Here is a 21,396-nt window from a genome sequence, read left to right as displayed (position 1 = left end):
GGTTGAGGTGCGAGGCGCCCCAGCGCCGACCGACTTGCCGCTGGTTGAGGTGCGAGGCGCCCAGCGCCGAGCCTCGAAACCAGTGGCCACGGTCCACCGGACTCTGCCGGGCACAGTCCGCCTCGCAGGCCCGGAGGTTTCGACGCTCCTCTCTGGCGCTTGTCGCACCTCAACCACCGGGAGACAGAGCACGGGGACGTCATGCGTTCCGCGGCCTGGAGCCCACTATCCGCATGACCTCCCACGAAGCGGCGGTACGGTGCGCGGCCGCCGACACCAACCACGACAGCGCCCAACCACCGGGAGGCCATGCTCCACGACGGGAGTCGCGCACCCGCGGTGCGCGGCGGCCAACACCAGCGACACGACAGGTGCCACGATGGTCCGGTGCGCACTCGGGGCCTCCTGCTGATCCTGTCCGCCTCCCTCGCCCTTGCGGGGTGCGGCGAGTCGAGCTCCTCGGAGCCGACAGGAGCGCCGTGGGCGTTGCCGGTCGGGGCGACGGAGTGGGACGTGACGGCGCCGGCGTGGTTCCACGCGGGGACGTTGCACGTCGGGGACGAGAGCGTCGAGCTCGGCGAGCGGGTGGACACCTTCGTGCTCGGCCGCACCGGTGCCTACTGGATGCGCGGCGACACGCTGATGTTCACCAGTGCCGAGGGAGCGACGGAGGAGGTCGCGGAGGTGGGCTGGGACAACCTCGCGGTCTCGGCGGACCGATCGGTGCTGGCGACGGTGGACCAGTCGCGGGGGCCGACGGACCGGTACGGGACGCACGTGATGCAGGTGGCGGTGTTCGACACCCGCACCGGGGAGCAGCTCTACCGGACGCCGGACGAGGAGCCTGACGACGGCGACGACCTGGCTGACCTCTACGGCGAGATCATGCCGCTGCTCGAGGGGGTCAGCACGGAGCACGTGTTCTACGACGACGCCACGATCGACCTCGCGGTCGGATCGGTGACGCCGACGACGGAGGACGCCGAGGGGCTCCCGGTCTACGAGGACTGGGCGGAGACGCTGTTCCCCGACGGATACCGCGTCGGCCTCCGCGGGAACGGCCGCGAGCGGCAGGTGGCGGACTCGCGGATCGACCGGCTCGGCATCCTCTCCCCCGACCGGAGCACGATCTTCGACACCAGCGTCTGGCCCACCCCGGCGGTCGTGTACGACGCCGCGACGGGTCGGCAGCGCGAGATCGGGGCGCCGTGGCGGCACTTCACGCTCGTGGGGTGGACGGACGAGGACACCTTCTTCGGCGTCGCGGAGAGGATCGTCGCCGAGCACCCGGTCAACAACCTGCGCGCGCGCCAGGTCGTCTCGTGCGAGCTGGACTCGCTGGAGTGCACCCCGGTCAGCCCGGTGGTCGAGACCGACGACAGCGAGGACGTCGAGGGCGAGAACGCCACGTTGCTCGTCGAGGGCGGTCGGCCCTACGGCGGGGTCTGACCGGCCCCGGTCCAGCGTCGGCGGCCCAGACCGGAGTCGAACCGGTCGCCGCGGCAAGCGGCTTCTTCATCGGCAAATCCCTGCGGGCCAGGTTGCCGGCGACGTCGTTGGCGCCAGCAAGGACGCGGTACCCGCCCCGCGCCTGCGCAACCGTCTGAGGGACAACCCTCGACAGGTTCGGGGGCCAGCACCGATGCGGCCGAGGCCGACGCGGCGGACAGTGGCAGGGACCGTGACCACCCGACACAGGAGCGCACCGATGGACGCCACCCACCTCCGGCCCGGAGAGGGCACTCACCACCGCATGACCGACGGCGACCACGTCGCCAAGGTCGCGGTCCGCGACGAGCAGGGCGCCTTCGAGGTGTTCGAGATCGTCGCGCACGCCGCACCGCCCTCGCCGCCGCACATCTCGCCGTGGTCCGCGGTCCTCTACCTCGTCGAGGGACGCGTCCGGGCGTCGGTCAACGGCCAGGAGCACGACGTCGAGCCGGGCGGGGTGGTCGTCTTCCCTGCCGGCACGCCGAGCACCTTCGAGGTCGTCGGGGAGAGCGCCCGCTTCGTCGGCATCACCTCCGGGGACGGCGCCGGCCGGTTCTTCGCGGACTTCGCCGCGTCCGTGCCGGCCGACCGGCCTGTCGAGGAGTCGATCGGCACGATCCTCGAGGTCACCGCGCGGCACGGGGTCAGGATGGCTGCGCCGGCGGTGTGAACCGCGCCCGCGCCCGGGCCACCTCGGCGCGGGTCACGCAGCCCTGGACGTGGTCGTTGACCAGGCCCATCGCCTGCATGAAGGCGAAGGCGGTGGTCGGGCCGACGAAGCGCCAGCCGCGCTTCTTGAGGTCCTTCGACATCGCGACCGCCGACGGCGACGTGGTCAGCGACTGCGGCTCGCCGAGCTCGTCGAGCGGTGGCTCGAACGACCAGAAGTACGCCGCCAGCGAGCCCCGCTCCTCGACGAGGTCGAGGGCACGGGTGGCGTTGTTGACGACCGCCTCGATCTTGCCGCGGTGGCGGACGATGCCGGCGTCACCGAGCAGCCGGGCGACGTCCTGCTCGTCGTACCCCGCGACCACGTGGAAGTCGAAGTCGGCGAAGGCGGCGCGGAAGGCCGGGCGCTTCACCAGGATGGTGCGCCAGCTCAGGCCGGACTGGAAGCCCTCGAGGCTGACCTTCTCGAAGAGGCGGCGGTCCTCGACGACCGGGAAGCCCCACTCGGTGTCGTGGTAGGCCGGGAACTCAGGGGCCGAGACGGCCCACGCACAGCGCAAATGCCCGTCGGGGCCGGGCAGCACGTTCGTCATGCGACGAACTGTGCCACCCGACCCCGACAGGATGGTCTGCGACCGCTGCCGATCGTCAGGTCAGCGTGTGACCTGGGACCAGCGGGTGATCTGGGATCAGATCGCGCGGACGTTCTCCGCCTGCAGGCCCTTCTGGCCCTGGGTGACGTCGAACTCGACGCGCTGCTCCTCGGCGAGCGACTTGAAGCCGGTGCCGGCGATGCCGGTGTGGTGCACGAACACGTCGGCGCCGCCGCCGTCCTGCGCGATGAAGCCGAAGCCCTTGGTGTCGTTGAACCACTTCACGGTGCCAACTGCCATTTTTCTACTCCTTGTGTGTCATCCCGGAAGCCGCGCGGGCCTGATGGACGCGCGGGCTGAAGCCAACTGAAAACGCGCCTCGTGGAATGACCAGGTGGAGCTACAACAGTGATTCCGATTGCCAGCAGGATGGCCTGGCAACGGGACAGGGCCGACGAGTCGGTCCCCTTCAACACCCATGACGCTACCAGTGATGTGCTCGCGTGGCACCATCCCCGGCCCTAGTGTCTGTCCATGGCGTTCACCCCGCGACAGGTACGGGCGATGGGCCTCATCGCCGACACGTTCGCGACCGGCGGGGGCGGCGTGCCGTCACCTACCCAGGTCGGCTCCCACGAGCTCGCGCTCCGGATCGCGGAGGCGAACCCGCGAGCCGGCGAGGTGCGCCAGCTCAAGGCGCTCCTCGACGTGTGGGACACCCGCGCCTTCGGCGTCGCGCTGACCGGCCGCCCCCGGCGCTTCTCGGAGCTCAGCCAGGCCGAGCGGGAGGCGGCGCTGCTGTCGCTGTCCGACTCGCGGGTCGGCGCCAAGCGGGCGCTGTTCCAGGGGCTCAAGAGCGCCTCCCTGCTCCCCTACTACATGACCGGCGGGGCGGCCGTGTGGGACGAGATCGGCTACCCCGGCCCCCTCGGGAAGCGCCCGGACCCGCCGGCGGCGACGATCGCCCCGGTCCCGGTCACCCGCGACACCGACCTCGCCTGCGACGTCGTGGTCGTCGGCTCCGGCGCAGGTGGCGGTACGGCGGCCGGCGTGCTCGCGGCCGCCGGGCTCGACGTCGTGGTCCTCGAGGCCGGCGGCTTCCACGACGAGCGGCACTTCGACGGCGGCGAGGAGACCGGCTTCCTCGGGCTCTACGCCCTCGCCCCGCAGTCCACGGCCGAGGGACAGGTGCAGCTCGTCGCCGGCCGCGGCCTCGGTGGCGGCACGGTCGTGAACTACACGACCTCCTTCCGGACCCCCGACCACGTGCGCGCGGAGTGGGCGGGGCTCGGCGCGACGCAGTTCTCCGGCCCGGAGTACACCGCGTCGATGGATGCGGTGTGCGCGCGGCTCGGCGTCAACACCGAGCACGACAAGGCCGCCCCGCGTGACGCGATCCTCGAGCGCGGCGCGCGGGCGCTCGGGTGGGACGTCGCCGCGATGCCGCGCAACGTCCGGGGCTGCGACCAGGACGTCGAGTGCGGGCGTTGCGGGATGGGCTGCCGGCTCGGTGCGAAGCAGTCCACCGCGAAGACGTGGCTGGCCGACGCCGCCGACGCCGGGGCTCGGATCCTCACCGGAGTCAGGGTGCGGACGGTGAGCACCAGCTTCGGCCGGGCGACCGGCGTGGTCGGCGAGACCGCCGAGGGGCACCGGGTCCGGGTGCGGGCCAGGGCCGTGGTGGTCGGTGCCGGGGCGATCCAGACGCCCGCGCTGCTCCAGCGCAGCGGGCTGACCAACGCCAACATCGGCCGCTACCTGCGCCTGCACCCCGCGACAGCAGTGTGGGGCCGGATGGCCGAGCCGGTCGACGGCTGGGKCGGCGCGATGCAGAGCAGGTACGTCGACGCGCTCACCGACCTCGACGGCAGCGGGTACGGCGTCCTCTACGAGACCGCACCGCTCACGCCGGCGTTCGGCACCGGCTTCGTCAACTGGCGCGGCGCCGACGACTTCCGGCGCCGCATGGTCGAGCTCCAGCACACCCTGGGCGTCGCCGTCATCGTCCGCGACCGCGACCCCGGTGGCACGGTGCGCATCGGGCGTGACGGCGAGCCGGTCGTGCGCTACCAGCTCTCGCCGCGCGACACCGACCACCTCGTGCAGGGCCTCGTCGGCGGCGCGCGGATCGCCGAGGCGGCCGGCGCCGACTGGATCGCCTCGACCCACCACCGGACCGTCAGCTACGAGCCGGGCAGGCGTGGCTCGATCTCCACCTTCGAGGCCGACCTGCGCGCTGCCGGCGCCGCGCCGGCGACGATGGCGCTCGCCGCGCTGCACATCATGGGCACCGCCCGGATGGGCGGCTCGGCGGCCGACTCGGCCGTGGACCCCGACGGGCAGACGTGGGACGTGCAGAACCTGTACGTCGCCGACGCCTCCTGCTTCCCGACCGCGTCCGGCGTGAACCCGATGATCTCCATCGAGTCCATCGCGCACATGAACGCCACCCGCCTGGCGGCACGGCTGACCTGAGCCGCAGAAGGGGCTCAGAGCGCGAGCAGGCGCTCCTCGAGGCTGGAGGAGACCCGCGAGCCGAGGACCTCGATGGCGCCGGCGATGAGCGGGTTCGCGAGCTTCGCCGCCCCGTGCGGGGCGAACTCGGAGTGGTAGGTGACCGTCGTGGTCTCCTGGCCGGACTCGAAGGTGATCGTGTCCGTCACGGTGACGCCGTTGGCCTCGCCGACGAGCTCGAAGACCCGGTGTGGCTCGAAGCGGGTGACCTCGTAGTCGACCTCGACCTCGCGGCCGACCATCTTGCTGACGTTGTGGTAGGTCGTCCCGACGCCGCCGTCACCGGAGGTGCGGGCGGTCGAGACGGTGGGCGGGTCCCACTCCTCGGTCCTCGTGAAGTCGGTGAGGTAGTCCCAGACCAGCTGGACGGGGCGGGCGACGGTGATCGTGCGTTCGACGGTCGGCATGCGGCGGTGGTACCCGCCCGCCCGCGGTCCAGCCGGAACCCGGCAGGCCCGTCAGCTGTAGGTGATCTTGACGTGGTCGGTGAGGGGCACCGACTGGCAACCGAGGCGGATGCCGTCCTCGAGGTCGTCCTTGTCGAGCACGTCGTTGTAGAGCATCTTCACGTCACCCTCGAGCAGCCGGATGGCGCACGCAGAGCACTCCCCCTCGCGGCAGGAGTACGGCGCCTTGACGCCCTTGCTCTCGAGGAAGTCGAGCAGCTTCGTGCGCGGGTCCCAGTCGTCGAAGGTGAACTCCTCACCGTCGAGCTCCACCTCGACCTTGACCGGACCGGCGGGCGCGTCGGAGAAGACGTCCGCGGCAGCGCCGTCGTCGTCGGACTCGGCGAGGGCGATCTCGTTCTCGGCCTGCTCGAGCTCGGCGAGGTCGCCGAAGGGGTTGCCGCCGAGGGAGACGAACTTCTCCTGGTGGCGCAGGCTGCGCGGGACCTCGAGCTCCTTGAGCGCGGTCGTGACCATCTTCATGAACGGCGCCGGGCCGCACACGAAGGAGTCCCAGCCGCCGTACTGCGCAGCGAAGGCCTTGAGCTGATCCTGCGTCGGCAGGCCCTGCACGGACTCCAGCCAGTGGATCACCTGGAGGCGGTCCGGGTGCTCGGCGGCGAGCCGGCTCAGCTCGGCGGCGAAGATGACCGACTGCTCGTCGCGGTTCGCGTAGAACACCACGACCCGGCCCTTGCCCTCGGCGAGCGCCGTGCGCGTGATCGACATGATCGGCGTGACGCCCGAGCCGCCGGCGAACAGCAGCAGGTCGGCGTCGAGCGAGGCCGGCGTGAAGATGCCGGACGGCGGCAGCACCCGCAGGGTGTCACCGACCGAGAGGTTGTCGCAGATCCAGTTCGACGCGTAGCCGTCGGCGGTGCGCTTCACGGTCACCGTCAGCGGCCCGCCGTCGTGCGGGCTGCTGGACAGGGAGTAGCAGCGGGCGGCGATCCCGGTCTGGTCGCTCGGGACCGCGACGGTCAGGAACTGGCCCGGCTTGTAGGCGAACTTCTCCTCCGCCCCTGCGGGCACGGCGAAGCTGATCGACTTGGCGTCGGCGGTCTCCTCGACCACGTCGACGACGTCGAGGACGAAGGACTCGATGTCCACAACACTCCCTGGGAAAAGATGAGATGGGCGGGCGCTCAGTACCCGTCGTGGGCACCGATCGGGACATCACCGGCCCGAACAGCCTCGTCGATGCTAGCCATCATCCGGGGGCAGGGCTGGTGCACGTCCCGCCCTCCGGGTGCCGTGCCGCGTCGCTGGAACTCCTGGCAGTCCGCGCGGGCCTGGGTCGACCACTGCACCGAGGTGTGGTGCTCGCTGTTCTTCTTGACCCGCACCCTTGCCAGGCAATCCAGGCAGGCGACCTCCACCAGGCGCTCCTCGGTGTAGCGTCGGAGGTCGGCGAGGGTCTCCTCGCTGGTCGGGACGAAGGAAGCCATGGGTACGCCGGCCTCAGGCGTCCGCAGACGCGGTGGACCCGGCCTCGGCGGCCGCCCGGCGGGCGAGGTTCTCGGCGACCTCGGCCTGCCAGTACTCGTTGGCCTTGGTGGTGTCGACCTCGAACTCGAAGCGGTCCACCATCTCCGGCTTCACGTCGGCGACGTCGACGTAGAACTGCTCGTACCAGCGACGCAGCTGGTAGACCGGGCCGTCCTCCTCGCAGAGCAGCGGGTTCTGGACGGCGACCTTGTTCTCCCAGATCGCGACGTCCTGGAGGAAGCCGTCGCCGAAGGACTCGGTGTAGCGCTCGGCGATATAGGCGCAGGTCTTCTCGTCGAGGCCCTCGGGCTTGCGCACGCTGATGCCGTACTGGAGCGTGAACGACTCCGGCCCGGTCGGGATGTGGCAGTTGATGAGGATGACCTCGGTGATGAAGCCCTTGTAGTCGACCTCGAGCCAGTTGATCATGTACGACGGCCCGTAGTAGGTCGCCACCGACTTGAGCATCGAGTTCTCGTCGCCGTACCCGCCGGCGGCGGTGTCGGGGCGGCCCTTCGACTCCATGAACTGGGTCGCGGTGTGGCCCTCGAAGACGTTGCGGAAGCTCGTCGGGAACGCGAAGTGCACGTAGTAGAAGTGCGCCATGTCCGCGACATTGTCGATGAGCTCGCGGCAGTGCGAGCCGTTGATCTCGCGACGGTGCCACGACCACGGCGTGTACTTGTCGGTCATCACGTCCGGCAGCTCAGGCGGCAGCAGGTCGTGATCGGCCGCCGCGCCCTCCGGGTCGTGCCAGATGAGCAGCTGGCCGTTGCGCACGACGGTCTCGTAGCGCTGCGTGCGCGCACGCAGCGGGACCCGCCGGGCGTAGGGGATCTCCTTGCACTTGCCGTCACCGCCCCAGCGCCAGTCGTGGAACGGGCACGCGACGTTGTCGCCCTTGACCTCGCCCTGGGTCAGGTCGCCACCCATGTGGCGGCAGAAGCCGTCGAGGACGTTGAGGCCGCCCTTCGAGTCCTGCCAGACCACGAGCTTGGTGCCGAAGCCGTGCACGGCGTGCGGCTTGCCGTCCGAGAACTCCGAGGCCAGCCCCAGGCAGTGCCACCCACGCGCGAAGCGGATCGGCGCAGTGCCCTGGTCGAGAAGTCGGGTGTCGCTCATGTAGAACACGTTACAGTTTTGCCGTTAGGGTGACAACAACCAGGCGCCACGACGCGCCCGGAACCATCGTCGCAGGAGATCCGATGCACATCGACCTGGAGCCGCAGCAGGTAGCGCTGCGCGAGGAGCTGCGTGAGTACTTCGCACAGCTCGTGACGCCCGAGATCCGCGCCGGCCTGGCGTCGGCCACCGGAGAGTTCGGCGAGGCGGGCGTCTACAAGGACGTCATCCGCCAGATCGGAAGGGACGGCTGGCTGGGCATCGGGTGGCCCAAGGAGTACGGCGGCCAGGCGCGCTCGATGGTGGAGCAGCTGATCTTCACCGACGCTGCCGCCATCGCCGGCGTGCCGATCCCCTACCTGACGCTCAACACCGTCGGCCCGACGATCATGCGCTTCGGCAGCGACGAGCAGAAGGAGTACTTCCTCCCGAAGATCCTCGCCGGCGAGCTGCACTTCTCGATCGGCTACTCCGAGCCCGGCTCCGGCACCGACCTCGCGTCGCTGAAGACCAGGGCCGTCCTCGACGAGTCCACCGGCGAGTGGGTGATCAACGGCCAGAAGATGTGGACCTCGCTGATCCAGTACGCCGACTGGATCTGGCTGGCGTGCCGCACCGAGCCCGACGCCCCGCGCCACAAGGGCCTGTCGATGATCCTGGTGCCGGCGGACGCCCCCGGCGTGTCGTACACCCCGGTCCACACCGTGGCCGGGGTCGGCACCTCGGCGACCTACTACTCCGACGTCCGGGTCCCCGCGTCCAACCTGGTCGCCGAGCGCGGCGGCGGGTGGGCGCTGATGACCAACCAGCTCAACCACGAGCGGGTGGCGCTGACCTCCGCGGCGCCGCTGCAGCACTCGCTGGGCCTGGTGAAGCAGTGGGCGGCCGAGACCCGCAACCCGGACGGCGCGCGCGTCATCGACACCGAGTGGGTCCAGGTCGCGCTGGGGCGGGCGCACGCCCGGATCGAGGCGCTGACCCTGATCAACTGGAAGCTGGCCGCCGATGCCGACCACGGCGTCGCCCTGTCGCCGGCCGAGGCGTCGGCCACCAAGATCTACGGCTCCGAGCTGGCGACCGAGGTCTACCGCTCGCTGATGGAGGTCGTCGGCCCGCACGCCGGGGTGACCGGCGACTCCCCGGGTGCTGTCCTCGCCGGCCGCCTCGAGCGCTACCACCGCTCGTCGCTGGTGATGACCTTCGGCGGCGGCACCAACGAGATCCAGCGCGACATCATCGGCTACGTCGGCCTCGGCCTGCCCGCGGCCAAGCGGGCCTGAGCCCCGAGCCCGACGAGACAGGACACGAGATGGACTTCCTCTTCACCCCCGAGCAGGACGAGGCCGCGGAGCTCGCTGCGCAGATCCTCGCCGACCGCACGACGAACGACCGGCTCAAGCAGGTCGAGGCCGGCGGCGACCGGTTCGACCTTGCGCTCTGGAAGGAGCTCGACGACGCCGGCCTGCTGACGCTGCACCTGCCCGAGGAGCACGGCGGCGCTGGCCTCGGCCTGGTGGAGCTCGCCCGCGTGCTCGTCGAGGTCGGCAAGCGGGTCGCTCCGGTGCCGCTGGCCGTGCACGGCTCCTGCACCGCCCTCCTCGCCGAGCACGGCGTGGCACCCGACGCCGGTGTGTACGCCGCCGCGGTCGCCGAGGAGCGCACCCACCTGCCGGCCGTGCCGACCGTCACCGCCACCGCCGACGGCGCGCTCACAGGCACCAAGACGCTGGTGCGGGCGGGGATGGCCGCCGACGCGCTGCTCGTCACCGCGACCGGCCCCGACGGCCCGGCCGTCCACCTGGTCGACGTGTCCGCCACCGGCGTCGAGCGGGTCGCCCAGCACACCAGCGACGGCGACGTCGCGGCGATGGTCACCCTGGCCGGTGCCCCGTCGACCCGCGTCGGTGACGCGACCGCGGCGGCCCGCCTCGGCCAGCTGCTGGTCGCGCTCGCCGCCGCCGAGCAGCTCGGCGTCACCGAGGGGGCGCTGCGCCTCACCGCGGACTACGCGAAGACGCGGGAGCAGTTCGGACGCCCGATCGGCACCTTCCAGGCCGTCTCGCAGCGCCTCGCCGATGGGTTCATCGATGTCCTCGGGCAGCGGCTCACGCTGTGGCAGGCCGTGTGGCGCCTGCAGGAGGGCCTGCCGGCCGCGACCGAGGTCGCCACGGCGAAGCTGTGGGCGGCCGACGCGGGCCACCGGATCGCGCACACCACGGTCCACGTGCACGGCGGCGTCGGCATCGACCTCGACGGCGAGGCGCACCGCTACTTCACCAGCGGCAAGCGCTTCGAGTTCCTCTTCGGCGGCGCCACCGAGCAGGCCCTGGCCATCGGCCGCACCTTCGCGTGACGGTCCGGGACCTCCTCCTCGCCCGCGCCGACGACGACCGCCCCGCACTGCGCTGGCGTGACGACGCCGGCGCGGTGCGGGAGCTGTCCTGGCGACAGTACGTCGCCGCGGCGACCCGGCTCGCCGCCGACCTCGAGGCGGGGCTCGACCCGTCTCGACCGCCGCACGTGGGCGTGCTGCTGCCGAACGGACCCGCCTTCGCGCTCCACCTCGCCGCGGCCGGGCTCGGCGGCCACGTGCTGGTGGGGCTGAACACGACCCGGCGGGGCGCGGCCCTGGACGCCGACGCACAGCGCGCCGACTGCCAGCTGGTGGTGGACTCCCCCGACCGCGCCCTCGCCGCGCTGGCCGGTCCTGCCAGCCCTGACGAGGCGGCTCCGCCGGCCGCCTCCGGCCTGGGTCCCGACGCGTTGTTCATGCTGATCTTCACCAGCGGCACGAGCGGCTCGCCGAAGGCGGTCCGCGTCACCCACGAGAAGGTCACCGGACCCGGGACCCACCTCGTCGGCCGGCTCGGGCTCACCCCGGACGACGTGCACTACGTCTCGATGCCGATGTTCCACTCCAACGCCGTGATGGCCGGGTGGGCGCCGGCACTCACCAACGGCTCCACGTTCGCGGTCGCGCCGTTCTCGGCGAGCGGCTTCCTGCGCGACGTCCGGGACTTCGGCGCGACCTACGCCAACTACGTCGGCAAGCCGCTGACCTACGTGCTGGCGACGCCGGAGCAGCACGACGACACCGAGAACCCGCTGCGCCTGGTCTTCGGCAACGAGGCCAACGACGCCGACATCGTCGAGTTCGGCCGACGCTTCGGCTGCGAGGTGGTCGACTCCTACTCCTCGACCGAGAACGCCGTCATCGTGCAGCGCCGGCCGGGGATGCCGGCCGGTGCGCTCGGCATGCCGCTCGACGGCGTCAAGGTGCTCTCACCCGAGACCGCCGAGGAGGTGCCGGACGCGGTGTTCGACGCCGCCGGGCGGCTGCTCAACCCGGACGAGGCGATCGGCGAGCTGGTCAACACCACCGGCCGCGGCGCGTTCGCGGGCTACTACAACGACGACGCCGCCGAGGCCGAGCGGATGCGGGGAGGGATGTACTGGTCCGGCGACCTCGCCTACCGCGACGCCGACGGCTGGGTCTACTTCGCCGGCCGCACCGGTGACTGGCTGCGGGTGGACGGGGAGAACCTCGCCGCGGCACCGATCGAGCGGATCCTGCTGCGGCACCCCGCGGTCGCCGAGGCGGCGGTCCACGCCGTGCCCGACGAGAAGGTCGGTGACCAGGTCGCCGCGGCGCTCGTGCTGCGCGGCCCGCTGACCCCCGACGGGCTCGAGGAGTTCCTCGATGCCCAGGGCGACCTCTCCCCCAAGGCGTGGCCCCGCTACGTGCGGGTCGTCGACGACCTGCCGCGGACGGCGACGAACAAGGTGCTCAAGCGCGCCCTGTCCGCCGAGGGAGTGCCGGCCCCGGGCACGGCGTGGGTGCGCGAGGAGCGCGGCACGTCGTACCGCTGAGGCAGGCCGGGCAATCAGGTCAGGGCAGCAGCCCGGCGGCCGGTCCGCGGAGGCCGACGACGAAGAAGCCCTCGTCGGTGTCGGTGTACCAGACCTGGCGCCGCTCGACGTCCCACGCGGGCTGCGAGAGCGCGGACGCGCCGTCGGGACCCGGCTGGTTGAAGTAGCCGACCTCCCGCGGCCTGCGGACGTCGCTGATGTCGAACAGCCGCAGCCCGGAGCCGATCATCGAGCAACCGGCGATCCTCGGGTCGGTGCGGGTCGGAAGGGAGCAGTAGTGGCCGGTGTAGCTCCGCACGATCGACGACGCGCCCGGGTCACCGGTGAGGTCGGCGCGGACGGCGGGGTCGTGCACCTCGAGGCGGATGTTGGAGACGACCTCGGGCTCGCGCGGGTCGGTGACGTCGATGATCCGGGCGGCGCCGACCGGGCTGCGCGGCTGGTTGAACTGGCGCAGGTCGCCGAAGAGGTCGCTGAACTCGTCGACCTCGAGGACGTACTGCCGGCCGTCGCGGGTGAACGGTTCGGCAACCTGCGGGATCGACGACTCCTCCCACGTCAGGCGCGACAGCGTGCGGACCTGCGGGTCCGGGCGCCGGTCCTGGATGTCGGACACGTCGAGGATGTCGAGGCCGGCGCCGTCGAGCAGCTTCGCGTCACGCCCGCTCGGGGTGCCGATGTTCGCGGCGTACATGGTCCGGCCGTCGTCGGACAGGCGCAGGCCGTGGTAGACGACGCCGCCCTTCGTGCGCAGCACCTTCGGCCGGCGCGGGTCGGCGAGGTCGACGGCGGTGAGCGTGAAGCCGACGGCGCCCGCGGTCCAGAAGGTCTGGCCGTCGGGGGCGAAGCCGCTCTCGTGGCCGAGCACGCCCGACAGGGTCGAGGACTGCAGCTTCGGCTTGCGGCAGTCCTGGCTGACGTCGTACACGTCGAGGATGCCGGGTGCGGTGGCCAGGGTGCCCATGACCGCGACGAGCAGGCCGCGCTCCTGGTTGACGAGCAGCGACTCGTGCGGCTGCAGCATCGCCGGTGAGACCAGGTTGGCGGTCTTCACGGGCTTCGCCGGGTTCGTCATGTCCAGCACGACCACGCCGAGGCCGGCGCCGCCGGTGAGCAGGCCGAGGGCGTTGAGGCCGACCATCAGAGCGGAGTCGTAGTAGGCGCAGGTGCGTCCACTGGCGTCGGTGTAGCGCTGCACCTTGTAGCCGCCCGAGCCGAGCACCGACCGCTTGCCGTGCCGGCCGACCTCGACCGTGTTGCACCGGTACCCCTCGCGCGCCCGGCCGGAGGTGTGGTCGGCCTTCGGCACCCGGCCCTGGAGGGACGTCTCGACCGGGTCGCCGGCTGCGCAGGTCGCGCGCGGGACCGCGATGAGCGGCAGCTCGGCCTGCGAGGACCCTGCTGTCGCGACCGCGCTCGCCACCACGAGCGCGGAGGCGAGCAGCGCGATCAGCAGCCGGCGCAGTGCCGGCCGGCGGCGGGCCGACGTCTCCGTCCCGGGCTCGTCCGGACCGTCCCAGCCGTCCGGACCGTCCCAGCCGTCCATCGTGCGCTGCTCAGCCACTTCCGACCCCCACGTCAGAGCATGCCCGGGCTGCGTCAGCCCTCGTAGGCGACCTCAGCCTGCCACCCGGACTCGTCCTGGTCGAGGGCGGCGCGCAGGGCGCGGGCGACGTTGTCGGGCGCGAAGGGCCCCTCCGTCGAGAGCAGGCCGCGCACGGTGACGGACACCGCGCGGATGCCGTCGCCGGCCAGCGCGGCGTCGATGCTGCGCACGAGGTTCTGCAGCCCGGCCTTCTGCACGCCGAGCGAGGCCGCGCCGAACCACGGCTTGTCGGCAGCCATGCTCCCGGTCGCGGTGACCCGGCCACCGGGGCCCATGAAGGGGCGCGCCGCCTGGAGCACGGTGAGCAGCGCGCCGACACCGAGGCGGACGTCCTCGAGCAGCTCGTCGGGCGACAGGGACAGCGGGTCCTTCTCCCGGTAGGCAGACGGGTTGAAGTGCAGCACGTCGACCTTGCCGAGCTTCTCCGCCATCCGGGTGACCGCCGCCCGGGTCGCGATCTCGTCGGTGAGATCCACGAGGGCCTTGTCGGCAGAGCCACCGGCGGCCGTGACCTCGTCGGCGAGGGTGGCGAGCACCCCCGGGTCGGCGCCGAGAAGTCCGACGGCCGCCCCCTCCGCGGCGTAGAGGCGGGCGAGCGAGCCGCTCACCCCGGGTCCGGCTCCGGCGATCAGGACGTTGCGGGTCATGCCCGCCAGCCTAGGCTCGTCCCGGCGCCGGCAGCAGGCGCGTCAGGGCAGGAGCTCCTCGACGCCGTTGGTGAGCCGGACGACGTGGAAGCCGCTGGTGCCGTCGGTGTACCAGACGGAGTCGTTGGCGGCGTCCCACGCCGGCTGCGACAGCGCGCTCGCACCGCCCTTCGAGGGCAGGTTGAAGTAGGCGACCTCGACGGGGTGCTCGACGTTGCTGATGTCGAAGATGCGCAGGCCAGAGCCGATCATGGAGCAGGCGGCGAGGTCCGGCGCGTCGCGCGTGGGGACCGAGCAGTAGTGGGCGGAGTAGCCGCCGATCGGGAGCGAGGTGCCCGGGTCGGAGAGCACCTCCTTCGTGCGGTTCTCCTGCTGGTGCACCTCGAGCCGGATGTCGGAGACGACCGTCGGCCGGGTCGGGTCGGTGACGTCGATGATCCGCGCCCCGCCGACCGGGCTGTTCCTGAAGTCCACGGTGAAGCCCTCGCCGAACCAGTCGGTGAACTCGTCGACCTCGAGCACGTAGTCGCGACCGTCCCGGTGGAACGGCTCGGCGACCTGAGGGATCGAGATGCCGGGCCAGTCGACCTCGCCGACCTTGCTGATGCGCGGCTTCGGCCGGCGGTCCTGGACCTGGCCGACGTCCCAGACCTGGAGGCTGGGGTCGTCGAGGATGGACGTGCCGGAGGGGCTGCCCATGTTCGCCACGTACATGGTGCGGCCGTCGTCGGAGAAGCGCAGCCCGTGGGCGACCACGCCGGTCTCGGTCATCAGCACGCGCGGGCGGCGGGGCTCGGTCAGGTCGACCGCTGTCATGGTGAACCCTGCGGCTCCGGCGGTCCAGAAGGTCATCCCGTCGGGGGCGAACCCGCTCTCGTGGCCGAGCACGCCCGACAGGGTCGTCGACATCAGCCGCGGCTTGCGGCAGTCCTGGCTGACGTCGTACACGTCGAGGACGCCGGGTGCGGCGGCCAGGGTGCCCATCACACCGACGAGCAGGCCGCGCTCCTGGTTGACGAGCAGCGACTCGTGCGGCTGCAGCATCGCCGGGGTGATGAGGTTGGCGGTCTTGACCAGCTTCGCGGGGTCGGTCATGTCCAGCACCACGACGCCGAGCCCGGTGCCGTTGAGCAGGTTGCCGACGACGTCGAGGCCCAGCATCCGGGTCGAGTCGTAGAACGCGCAGGTGCGACCCTTCGCGTCGGTGTAGCGCAGGGTCTTGAAGCCGCCGGTGGTGCCGTGGCGGGCGACGGCGACGGTGTTGCAGGTGTAGCCCTGCAGGGCGCGGCCGGAGGTGAAGTCGGCCTTCGGCACCCGGCCCTGCAGGTCGGTGGTCTCGGGGCGGGACCCCTCGCCGCAGCTGGCCTCGGGGACCGGCTGGGGCGGGGTGGGGTCCTCCGCGGCAGCGATGGTGCCGCCGACCAGGACCGTGGCGGCCGCCAGGGCGACGACCAGTCGTCGCCGCGCCGGGTCGGTGATCGTGCGCCGCAGAGCCCCCATGCCCCGCTCCCCTCGTCAGGTGCCGTCAGACGCCGGCGATGCCGTCGAGCTTCTTGACCGTGTCCTGGAACTCCGCGACCAGGTCGGCCATCACCTCGGCGACCGGGCGGACCTCGTTCATCCGGCCGACGATCTGGCCGACCGGCATGGAGATCACGTCGGGGTCGCCCGAGGCGTTGATCCGGTTGTGGGCGTCGGCGACCAGCAGGTTCTGCAGTGGCATCGGGAGCGGCGCCGGGGCACCCTCCTCGTTCCAGGCCTCGGTCCACTTCGTCTTGAGCAGGCGCGCCGGCTTGCCGGTGTAGATGCGGGTGCGCACGGTGTCGGACGACGTGGCGCGCAGGAACGCGGTCTCCCAGCCCTTGTTGGACGCGAGGTTGCGGTACTCCTCGGTGCCGAGCCAGATCGAGCCGGTCCACACGCCCTGCGAGCCGAGTGCCAGTGACGCCGCGATCTGGCGGCCGGAGCCGATGCCGCCCGCGCCGAGGACCGGGACGTCCGGGCCGACGGCGTCGACGATGTCGGGGGTGAGCACCATGCTGGCGATCTCGCCGGTGTGGCCGCCGGCCTCGTAGCCCTGGGCGATGATGATGTCGACGCCGTTGGCGACGTGGCTCTGGGCGTGCTTCGGAGCGCCTGCGAGCGCGGCGACCTTCAGGCCGGCGGCCTGGCACTCCTTGATCACGTCGTTCGGCGGCGTGCCCAGCGCGTTGGCGATGAGCACCGGACGGTGCTGCAGCGCGACGTCGACGTGCGAGCGGGCCATCGAGTGGAGCCAGCCGAGGACGCCCTCGCGGCCCTCGCCCTCGGGCAGCGGCGGGACGCCGAGCTTGAGGAGGGTCTCGTCGACGAACTTCCTGTGCTCCTCGGGGATGTACGACGACAGGTCGGCCGAGGTGCCCTCGGTGGGGACCTTCATCGGCATGACCACGTCGACGCCGTACGGCTTGCCGTCGGTGTTCTCGTCCATCCAGGTCAGGACCCGGTCGAGCTCGTCGGGGTCGTTGAAGCGGACGCAGCCGAGGACGCCGAGGCCGCCGGCGCGCGACACCGCGGCCGCGACGTGCTCGGACGGGGTGAACGCGAAGATCGGGTACTCGATGCCGAAGGCGTCGCAGAGGGGGGTGCGCATCAGGCGTTGGCTCCTGAGTTCGTGTCGATGGTGACGTGGTCGGCGAGGGCGAGCTCCTTCGCCCTGGGGTACTGCGCCTTGCCGGTGGCGTTGCGGGGGATCTCCTCCACGATCGTCAGGCGGCGCGGCAGCTTGTAGCCGGAGAGGTGCGAGCGCAGGAAGGTGCGCAGCTCCTCGAGGTCGATGGTGTGGCCGGGACGGGGCTCGACGACGGCGGAGACCGCCTGGCCGTACTTCTCGTCGGGCAGCCCGACCACGAGCGCGTCGTACACGCCGGGGTGGGCCTTGATCGCCTGCTCGACCTCCTCGGGGTAGACCTTCTCCCCGCCGGTGTTGATGCAGTTCGAGCCGCGACCGAGCAGCGTGATCCGGTTGCCCTCCTCGATCCGGGCGTTGTCGCCGGGGATCGAGTAGCGGACGCCGTCGATCTCGATGAACGTCCGCGCCGACTTCTCCGGGTCCTTGTAGTAACCGACCGGGACGTGGCCGGCGCGGGCGGTGCGCCCGACCTTGCCGACGTCCTTGACCGGGTCCAGCGGGCGGTTGTCGTCACCGAGGATCACCGTGGTCGGCGGGATCGAGACGACCGGCCCGTCGGTCGACAGCGCGCTCGCGTCCTGCAGGCCGGTGCCCTGGAAGCCGGTCTCCGAGGAGCCGATCGAGTCGGTGAAGACGGCGTTCGGGAAGTGCTTCATCCACCGCTCCTTGACCGACTTGGAGAAGATCGCGGCGCTGGAGGCGATGGCGAAGAGCGTCTGGCCGTCGAAGCCGCCGGCCTCGTAGGCATCGATGAGCGGGACCGCCATGGCGTCGCCGGTCATGAAGAGCATCTGCACGCCGTACTTGTCGACGAGCTCCCAGGTGCGGACCGGGTCGAACTTCGGCTCGAGGATGGTCACCTGGCCGGCGAAGAGGTGCATCAGCAGCGACGCCTGGGCGCCACCGTGCATGAGCGGGCTCAGCGGGAGGGTGACGAGGCTCTCCTCCTTGGCCTTCTTCGACTGGTCGTACTCCTCCAGCGGCTCGCCGGTCATGAAGTCGATGCCGCCGCCGAGCACGCGCCAGAAGTCCTCGTGGCGCCACATGACGCCCTTCGGGAACCCGGTGGTGCCGCCGGTGTAGATGATGTGGATGTCGTCGGGGCTGCGCTCGCCGAAGTCGCGGGCGTCGGACTGGCCGGCCACGGCCTCCTCGAGCGTGACGCCGTTGAACGCCGACAGGTCGCTCCGGTCGTCCGGCTCGAGCGGGTTGGGCACCGCGACGACCGCCTTCATCGCACCGACCTTCGGCAGCACCTCGGCGACCAGCGGCGCGTAGACGCGGTCGTGCACGAGGCCGACCAGGTCGGCGTTGTCGAAGAGGTACTCGAGCTCGCCGGCGACGTACCGGTAGTTCACGTTGATGGCGACCGCGCGCACCTTGAGGATCGCGATCAGCGCGATGACGTGCTCGATGCTGTTCTTGGCGTAGAGACCGACGTGGTCGCCGACACCGATGCCCTGCGCCTGCAGGTGGTGGGCGAGCTTGTTGGACTCCGCCTCGAGCTCGGCGAAGGAGATGACGCGCTCCCCCACCTGGACGGCGGGTTTCTCCGGGACGGCGTCGACGGCGTGTTCGAAGAGATCGGCGATGTTGAGGGCCACGAGCCAGAGACTAGAACACGTTTCACTTTTTCGCTAGCGTGGTTCGCATGTCCGCGACCGACGCCCCCGTGCGCACCACCCCCGACTGCCTCGTCGAGCAGGACGGCCACAAGCTGGTCGTCACCATGAACCGCCCCGAGCGCCGCAACGCGCTGTCCAGCGAGATGCTGCGGATCATGGAGGACGCCTGGGACCGGGTGAACGAGGACCCGGAGATCCGGGTCTGCATCCTCACCGGTGCCGGCGGCTACTTCTGTGCCGGCATGGACCTCAAGAAGGCCGACGAGAAGCCGCCGTCGGAGAGCTTCGAGGACGGCAGCTACGACCCCACCGTGATCAAGGGCCTGCTCAAGGGCTTCCGCCTCACCAAGCCACTCATCGCCGCGGTCGAGGGCCCGGCGATCGCCGGCGGCACGGAGATCCTGCAGGGCACCGACATCCGGGTCGCCGGCGAGTCGGCGAAGTTCGGTGTCGCCGAGGCCCGCTGGTCCCTCTACCCGATGGGCGGCTCCGCCGTGCGGCTCCCCCGCCAGATCCCCTACACCGTCGCCGCCGAGCTGCTGCTCACCGGTCGCACGCTCCTCGCCCCGGAGGCGAAGGAGCTCGGCCTGATCGGCCACGTCGTGCCCGACGGGCAGGCGCTGGCCAAGGCGCACGAGATCGCCGACATGATCGCCGCCAACGGCCCGCTCGCCGTCCAGGCCATCCTCAAGACGATGCGCGACTCGGAGGGCAAGCACGAGGACGAGTGCTGGGCCGACGACGCCCGCATCGGCGCCGCCGTGTTCTCCTCCGAGGACGCCAAGGAGGGCCCCCGTGCGTTCCTGGAGAAGCGGAAGCCGGAGTTCAAGGGTCGCTGAGGTCCCCCGGCGGCAGCGCCGCCGACCAAGCGCCGACCAAGCGCCGACCAAGCGACGACCAAGCGACGACCAAGCGACGACCAGGCGACGACCAGGCGACGACCAGGCGACGAAGGGCCGCCCCGCTCATCGAGCGGGGCGGCCCTCGTGCGTCCCTCCCTGGTCGGCCGGCGCCGGGGTCAGCCGACCGAGCGCTCCCCGGTCCAGAAGCGGGCCCGCAGCGCCTTCTTGTCCGGCTTGCCGAGCGCGGTCAGCGGCAGCGCGTCGACCGCGATGACCTCCTTGGGGGCCTGGACCGATCCCTTGCGCTCCTTGACCGCAGCCTGGATCTCGGCGACGACCTCCTCGGTGAGCTCGTGACCCTCCCGGAGCACGACGACGGCGGTGACCGCCTCGCCGAACTTCTCGTGCGGGGTGCCGATCACGCCCACCTGGGCGATCGCCGGGTGCTCGGCGATGACGTCCTCGACCTCGCGCGGGAACACGTTGAAGCCGCCGGTGACGATCATGTCCTTGGTGCGGTCGACGATGTACCAGAACCCGTCCTCGTCCTCGCGCGCCACGTCGCCGGTGTGCATCCAGCCGTCGCGGAAGGTCTCGGCCGTGGCCTCCGGCAGCTGCCAGTAGCCCGCCGACAGCAGCGGTCCCGCCACGCAGATCTCGCCCGGCTCGCCCTGCGGCACCGGGTTGCCGTCCTCGCCGAGCAGCGCGGTGCGCAGGTACGCCGACGGTCGGCCGCAGGACGTGAGCCGCTCCTCGATCGGGCGACCCTCGGCGTCGACGTGCTCGCCCTTCGGGAAGTAGCTGATCACCATCGGGGCCTCGGACTGGCCGTAGTACTGCGCGAAGATCGGCCCGAACCGCTCGATCGCCTCCTTGAGGCGGACCGGGTTGATCGCGGACGCGCCGTAGTAGACGGTCTCGAGCGACGACAGGTCGCGCGTGTGCGAGTCGGGGTGGTCCATCAGGGCGTAGAGCATCGTCGGCACGAGCATGAGCGAGTTGATCCGCTTCTCCTCGATGGTGCGCAGCACCTCGGCCGGGTCGAAGCGTGCCGAGACGAAGAGGGTGCCGCCCTGGAGCACGACGGGAACGAAGAACGCCGCACCGGCGTGCGAGAGCGGCGTGCACATGAGGAAGCGCGGCTCGGTCGGCCACTCCCACTCGGCCATCTGGATCTGCGCCATCGTCGAGAACGAGCGCACGTTGCCGATCACGCCCTTGGGCTTGCCGGTCGTGCCGCCGGTGTAGGTGATCGAGGTGATGTGGTCGGGCTCGAGCACGGCCGCCTCGAGCGGACGCGGCTCGAAGGACGCAGCGACCTCGGTCAGGTCGGTCGCGACGTCGGCCAGCTCCTCGGGGACCGGGCCGATGGTCAGGACCCGCTTGAGGCCCGGGCACTTGCCGAGCAGCTCGACGGCGCGACCCGCGAAGTAGGGGTCGATGACGAGCGTGGTGATCCCCGCGTCGTTGATGACGTAGGCGTGGTCGTCGGCAGAGCCCAGCGGGTGCAGCGAGGTCCGCTGGAAGCCCTGGGTCTGGCCGGCGCCGAGGATGAAGAGCACCTCCGGCCGGTTCAGCGCGAGCAGCGCCCCCGGCGTACCCCGGCCGGCGCCGAGGGACTCGAAGGCCTGGATGTACTGCGAGATCCGCTCCGCGGTCTCGCGCCCCGTGAGGGTGACGTCACCGAGGTGGACGATCGGGCGGTCGGCGTGGCGCTTGAGGGCCGCGACCATCAGGTGGCCGTTGTGGGCAGGGGTCCGGAGCGTGTCGGTCACGGGACCCACAGTAGAACGTGTTCTATTTCGCGGGCAA

At 71.4% G+C, this 21,396-nt stretch carries 19 protein-coding genes; 7 read left to right on the top strand and 12 right to left on the bottom strand.

The genetic code is table 11. The annotated features are described in order from the left end of the window. Positions 1-387: 387 nt before the first annotated feature. Positions 388-1,449, top strand: a complete 1,062-nt coding sequence (locus tag L615_RS08780; protein WP_145724819.1) for a hypothetical protein — start codon at positions 388-390, stop codon at positions 1,447-1,449. Positions 1,450-1,708: 259 nt separating this feature from the next. Beyond that, positions 1,709-2,161 (top strand): cupin domain-containing protein, encoded by a 453-nt coding sequence (locus tag L615_RS08775; protein ID WP_145724818.1) that lies wholly within the window; start codon positions 1,709-1,711, stop codon positions 2,159-2,161. Here the strand turns inward: L615_RS08775 and L615_RS08770 are convergent. Together L615_RS08770 and L615_RS08765 are read right to left on the bottom strand one after the other, a co-directional pair. Continuing rightward, complete coding sequence (locus tag L615_RS08770; RefSeq protein ID WP_145724817.1) at positions 2,136-2,753, bottom strand: DNA-3-methyladenine glycosylase I; 618 nt, start codon at positions 2,751-2,753, stop codon at positions 2,136-2,138. The genes L615_RS08775 and L615_RS08770 overlap by 26 nt on opposite strands. Before the next feature lie 96 nt (positions 2,754-2,849). Then, positions 2,850-3,053: a cold-shock protein gene (locus tag L615_RS08765; protein ID WP_028654088.1), complete on the bottom strand. Its 204-nt coding sequence runs from the start codon at positions 3,051-3,053 to the stop codon at positions 2,850-2,852. Between the two features lie 234 nt (positions 3,054-3,287). Here L615_RS08765 and L615_RS08760 point away from each other — a divergent pair, with 234 nt between their 5' ends. Beyond that, positions 3,288-5,228, top strand: coding sequence for a GMC family oxidoreductase (locus L615_RS08760; protein ID WP_145724816.1), 1,941 nt, complete (start codon positions 3,288-3,290; stop codon positions 5,226-5,228). Positions 5,229-5,242: 14 nt separating this feature from the next. Here L615_RS08760 and L615_RS08755 read toward each other — a convergent pair whose 3' ends face one another. From L615_RS08755 to L615_RS08740, 4 genes are read right to left on the bottom strand one after another with little or no spacing between them, the layout of a single operon-like run. Next, complete coding sequence (locus tag L615_RS08755) at positions 5,243-5,674, bottom strand: SRPBCC family protein (protein WP_145724815.1); 432 nt, start codon at positions 5,672-5,674, stop codon at positions 5,243-5,245. Between the two features lie 51 nt (positions 5,675-5,725). Beyond that, positions 5,726-6,823, bottom strand: coding sequence for a ferredoxin--NADP reductase (locus L615_RS08750; RefSeq protein ID WP_028654091.1), 1,098 nt, complete (start codon positions 6,821-6,823; stop codon positions 5,726-5,728). A 35-nt stretch (positions 6,824-6,858) separates the two neighbouring features. Next, positions 6,859-7,161 (bottom strand): hypothetical protein, encoded by a 303-nt coding sequence (locus L615_RS08745; RefSeq protein WP_028654092.1) that lies wholly within the window; start codon positions 7,159-7,161, stop codon positions 6,859-6,861. Between the two features lie 13 nt (positions 7,162-7,174). Beyond that, positions 7,175-8,323 carry a Rieske 2Fe-2S domain-containing protein gene (locus L615_RS08740; protein WP_028654093.1) on the bottom strand — a complete coding sequence of 383 codons (1,149 nt, stop codon included), beginning with the start codon at positions 8,321-8,323 and terminating at the stop codon, positions 7,175-7,177. A gap of 83 nt (positions 8,324-8,406) precedes the next feature. Here L615_RS08740 and L615_RS08735 point away from each other — a divergent pair, with 83 nt between their 5' ends. The 3 genes from L615_RS08735 to L615_RS08725 are packed head-to-tail and all read left to right on the top strand — an operon-like array spanning position 8,407 to position 12,193. Further along, positions 8,407-9,603 (top strand): acyl-CoA dehydrogenase family protein, encoded by a 1,197-nt coding sequence (locus tag L615_RS08735; RefSeq protein WP_028654094.1) that lies wholly within the window; start codon positions 8,407-8,409, stop codon positions 9,601-9,603. 29 nt (positions 9,604-9,632) lie between these two features. After that, positions 9,633-10,676: an acyl-CoA dehydrogenase family protein gene (locus tag L615_RS08730; RefSeq protein ID WP_145724814.1), complete on the top strand. Its 1,044-nt coding sequence runs from the start codon at positions 9,633-9,635 to the stop codon at positions 10,674-10,676. Beyond that, positions 10,673-12,193, top strand: coding sequence for an AMP-binding protein (locus L615_RS08725; RefSeq protein ID WP_028654096.1), 1,521 nt, complete (start codon positions 10,673-10,675; stop codon positions 12,191-12,193). Before L615_RS08730 ends, L615_RS08725 begins: the two co-directional genes overlap by 4 nt. Before the next feature lie 19 nt (positions 12,194-12,212). Here the strand turns inward: L615_RS08725 and L615_RS08720 are convergent, their stop codons facing one another. The 5 genes from L615_RS08720 to L615_RS08700 are packed head-to-tail and all read right to left on the bottom strand — an operon-like array spanning position 12,213 to position 18,721. Further along, positions 12,213-13,757, bottom strand: a complete 1,545-nt coding sequence (locus L615_RS08720) for an LVIVD repeat-containing protein (protein ID WP_145724813.1) — start codon at positions 13,755-13,757, stop codon at positions 12,213-12,215. 35 nt (positions 13,758-13,792) lie between these two features. Then, positions 13,793-14,446, bottom strand: coding sequence for an SDR family NAD(P)-dependent oxidoreductase (locus tag L615_RS08715; protein ID WP_028654098.1), 654 nt, complete (start codon positions 14,444-14,446; stop codon positions 13,793-13,795). A gap of 42 nt (positions 14,447-14,488) precedes the next feature. Then, complete coding sequence (locus L615_RS08710) at positions 14,489-15,946, bottom strand: LVIVD repeat-containing protein (protein ID WP_145724812.1); 1,458 nt, start codon at positions 15,944-15,946, stop codon at positions 14,489-14,491. Positions 15,947-15,971: 25 nt separating this feature from the next. After that, positions 15,972-17,078: a nitronate monooxygenase family protein gene (locus tag L615_RS08705; protein WP_028654099.1), complete on the bottom strand. Its 1,107-nt coding sequence runs from the start codon at positions 17,076-17,078 to the stop codon at positions 15,972-15,974. Beyond that, complete coding sequence (locus L615_RS08700; protein ID WP_028654100.1) at positions 17,078-18,721, bottom strand: acyl-CoA synthetase; 1,644 nt, start codon at positions 18,719-18,721, stop codon at positions 17,078-17,080. Before L615_RS08700 ends, L615_RS08705 begins: the two co-directional genes overlap by 1 nt. Positions 18,722-18,768: 47 nt before the next feature. Here L615_RS08700 and L615_RS08695 point away from each other — a divergent pair, with 47 nt between their 5' ends. Further along, entirely contained in the window at positions 18,769-19,581 is an 813-nt protein-coding gene (locus L615_RS08695) for a crotonase/enoyl-CoA hydratase family protein (protein WP_145724811.1), read from the top strand. Between the two features lie 179 nt (positions 19,582-19,760). Here the strand turns inward: L615_RS08695 and fadD8 are convergent, their stop codons facing one another. After that, complete coding sequence (gene fadD8, locus L615_RS08690; RefSeq protein WP_028654102.1) at positions 19,761-21,359, bottom strand: fatty-acid--CoA ligase FadD8; 1,599 nt, start codon at positions 21,357-21,359, stop codon at positions 19,761-19,763. Positions 21,360-21,396 lie beyond the last annotated feature (37 nt).

Source organism: Nocardioides sp. J9 (assembly GCF_007829375.1).
GTDB lineage: Bacteria > Actinomycetota > Actinomycetes > Propionibacteriales > Nocardioidaceae > Nocardioides.
This window is presented reverse-complemented; position numbering and strand designations above follow the sequence as displayed.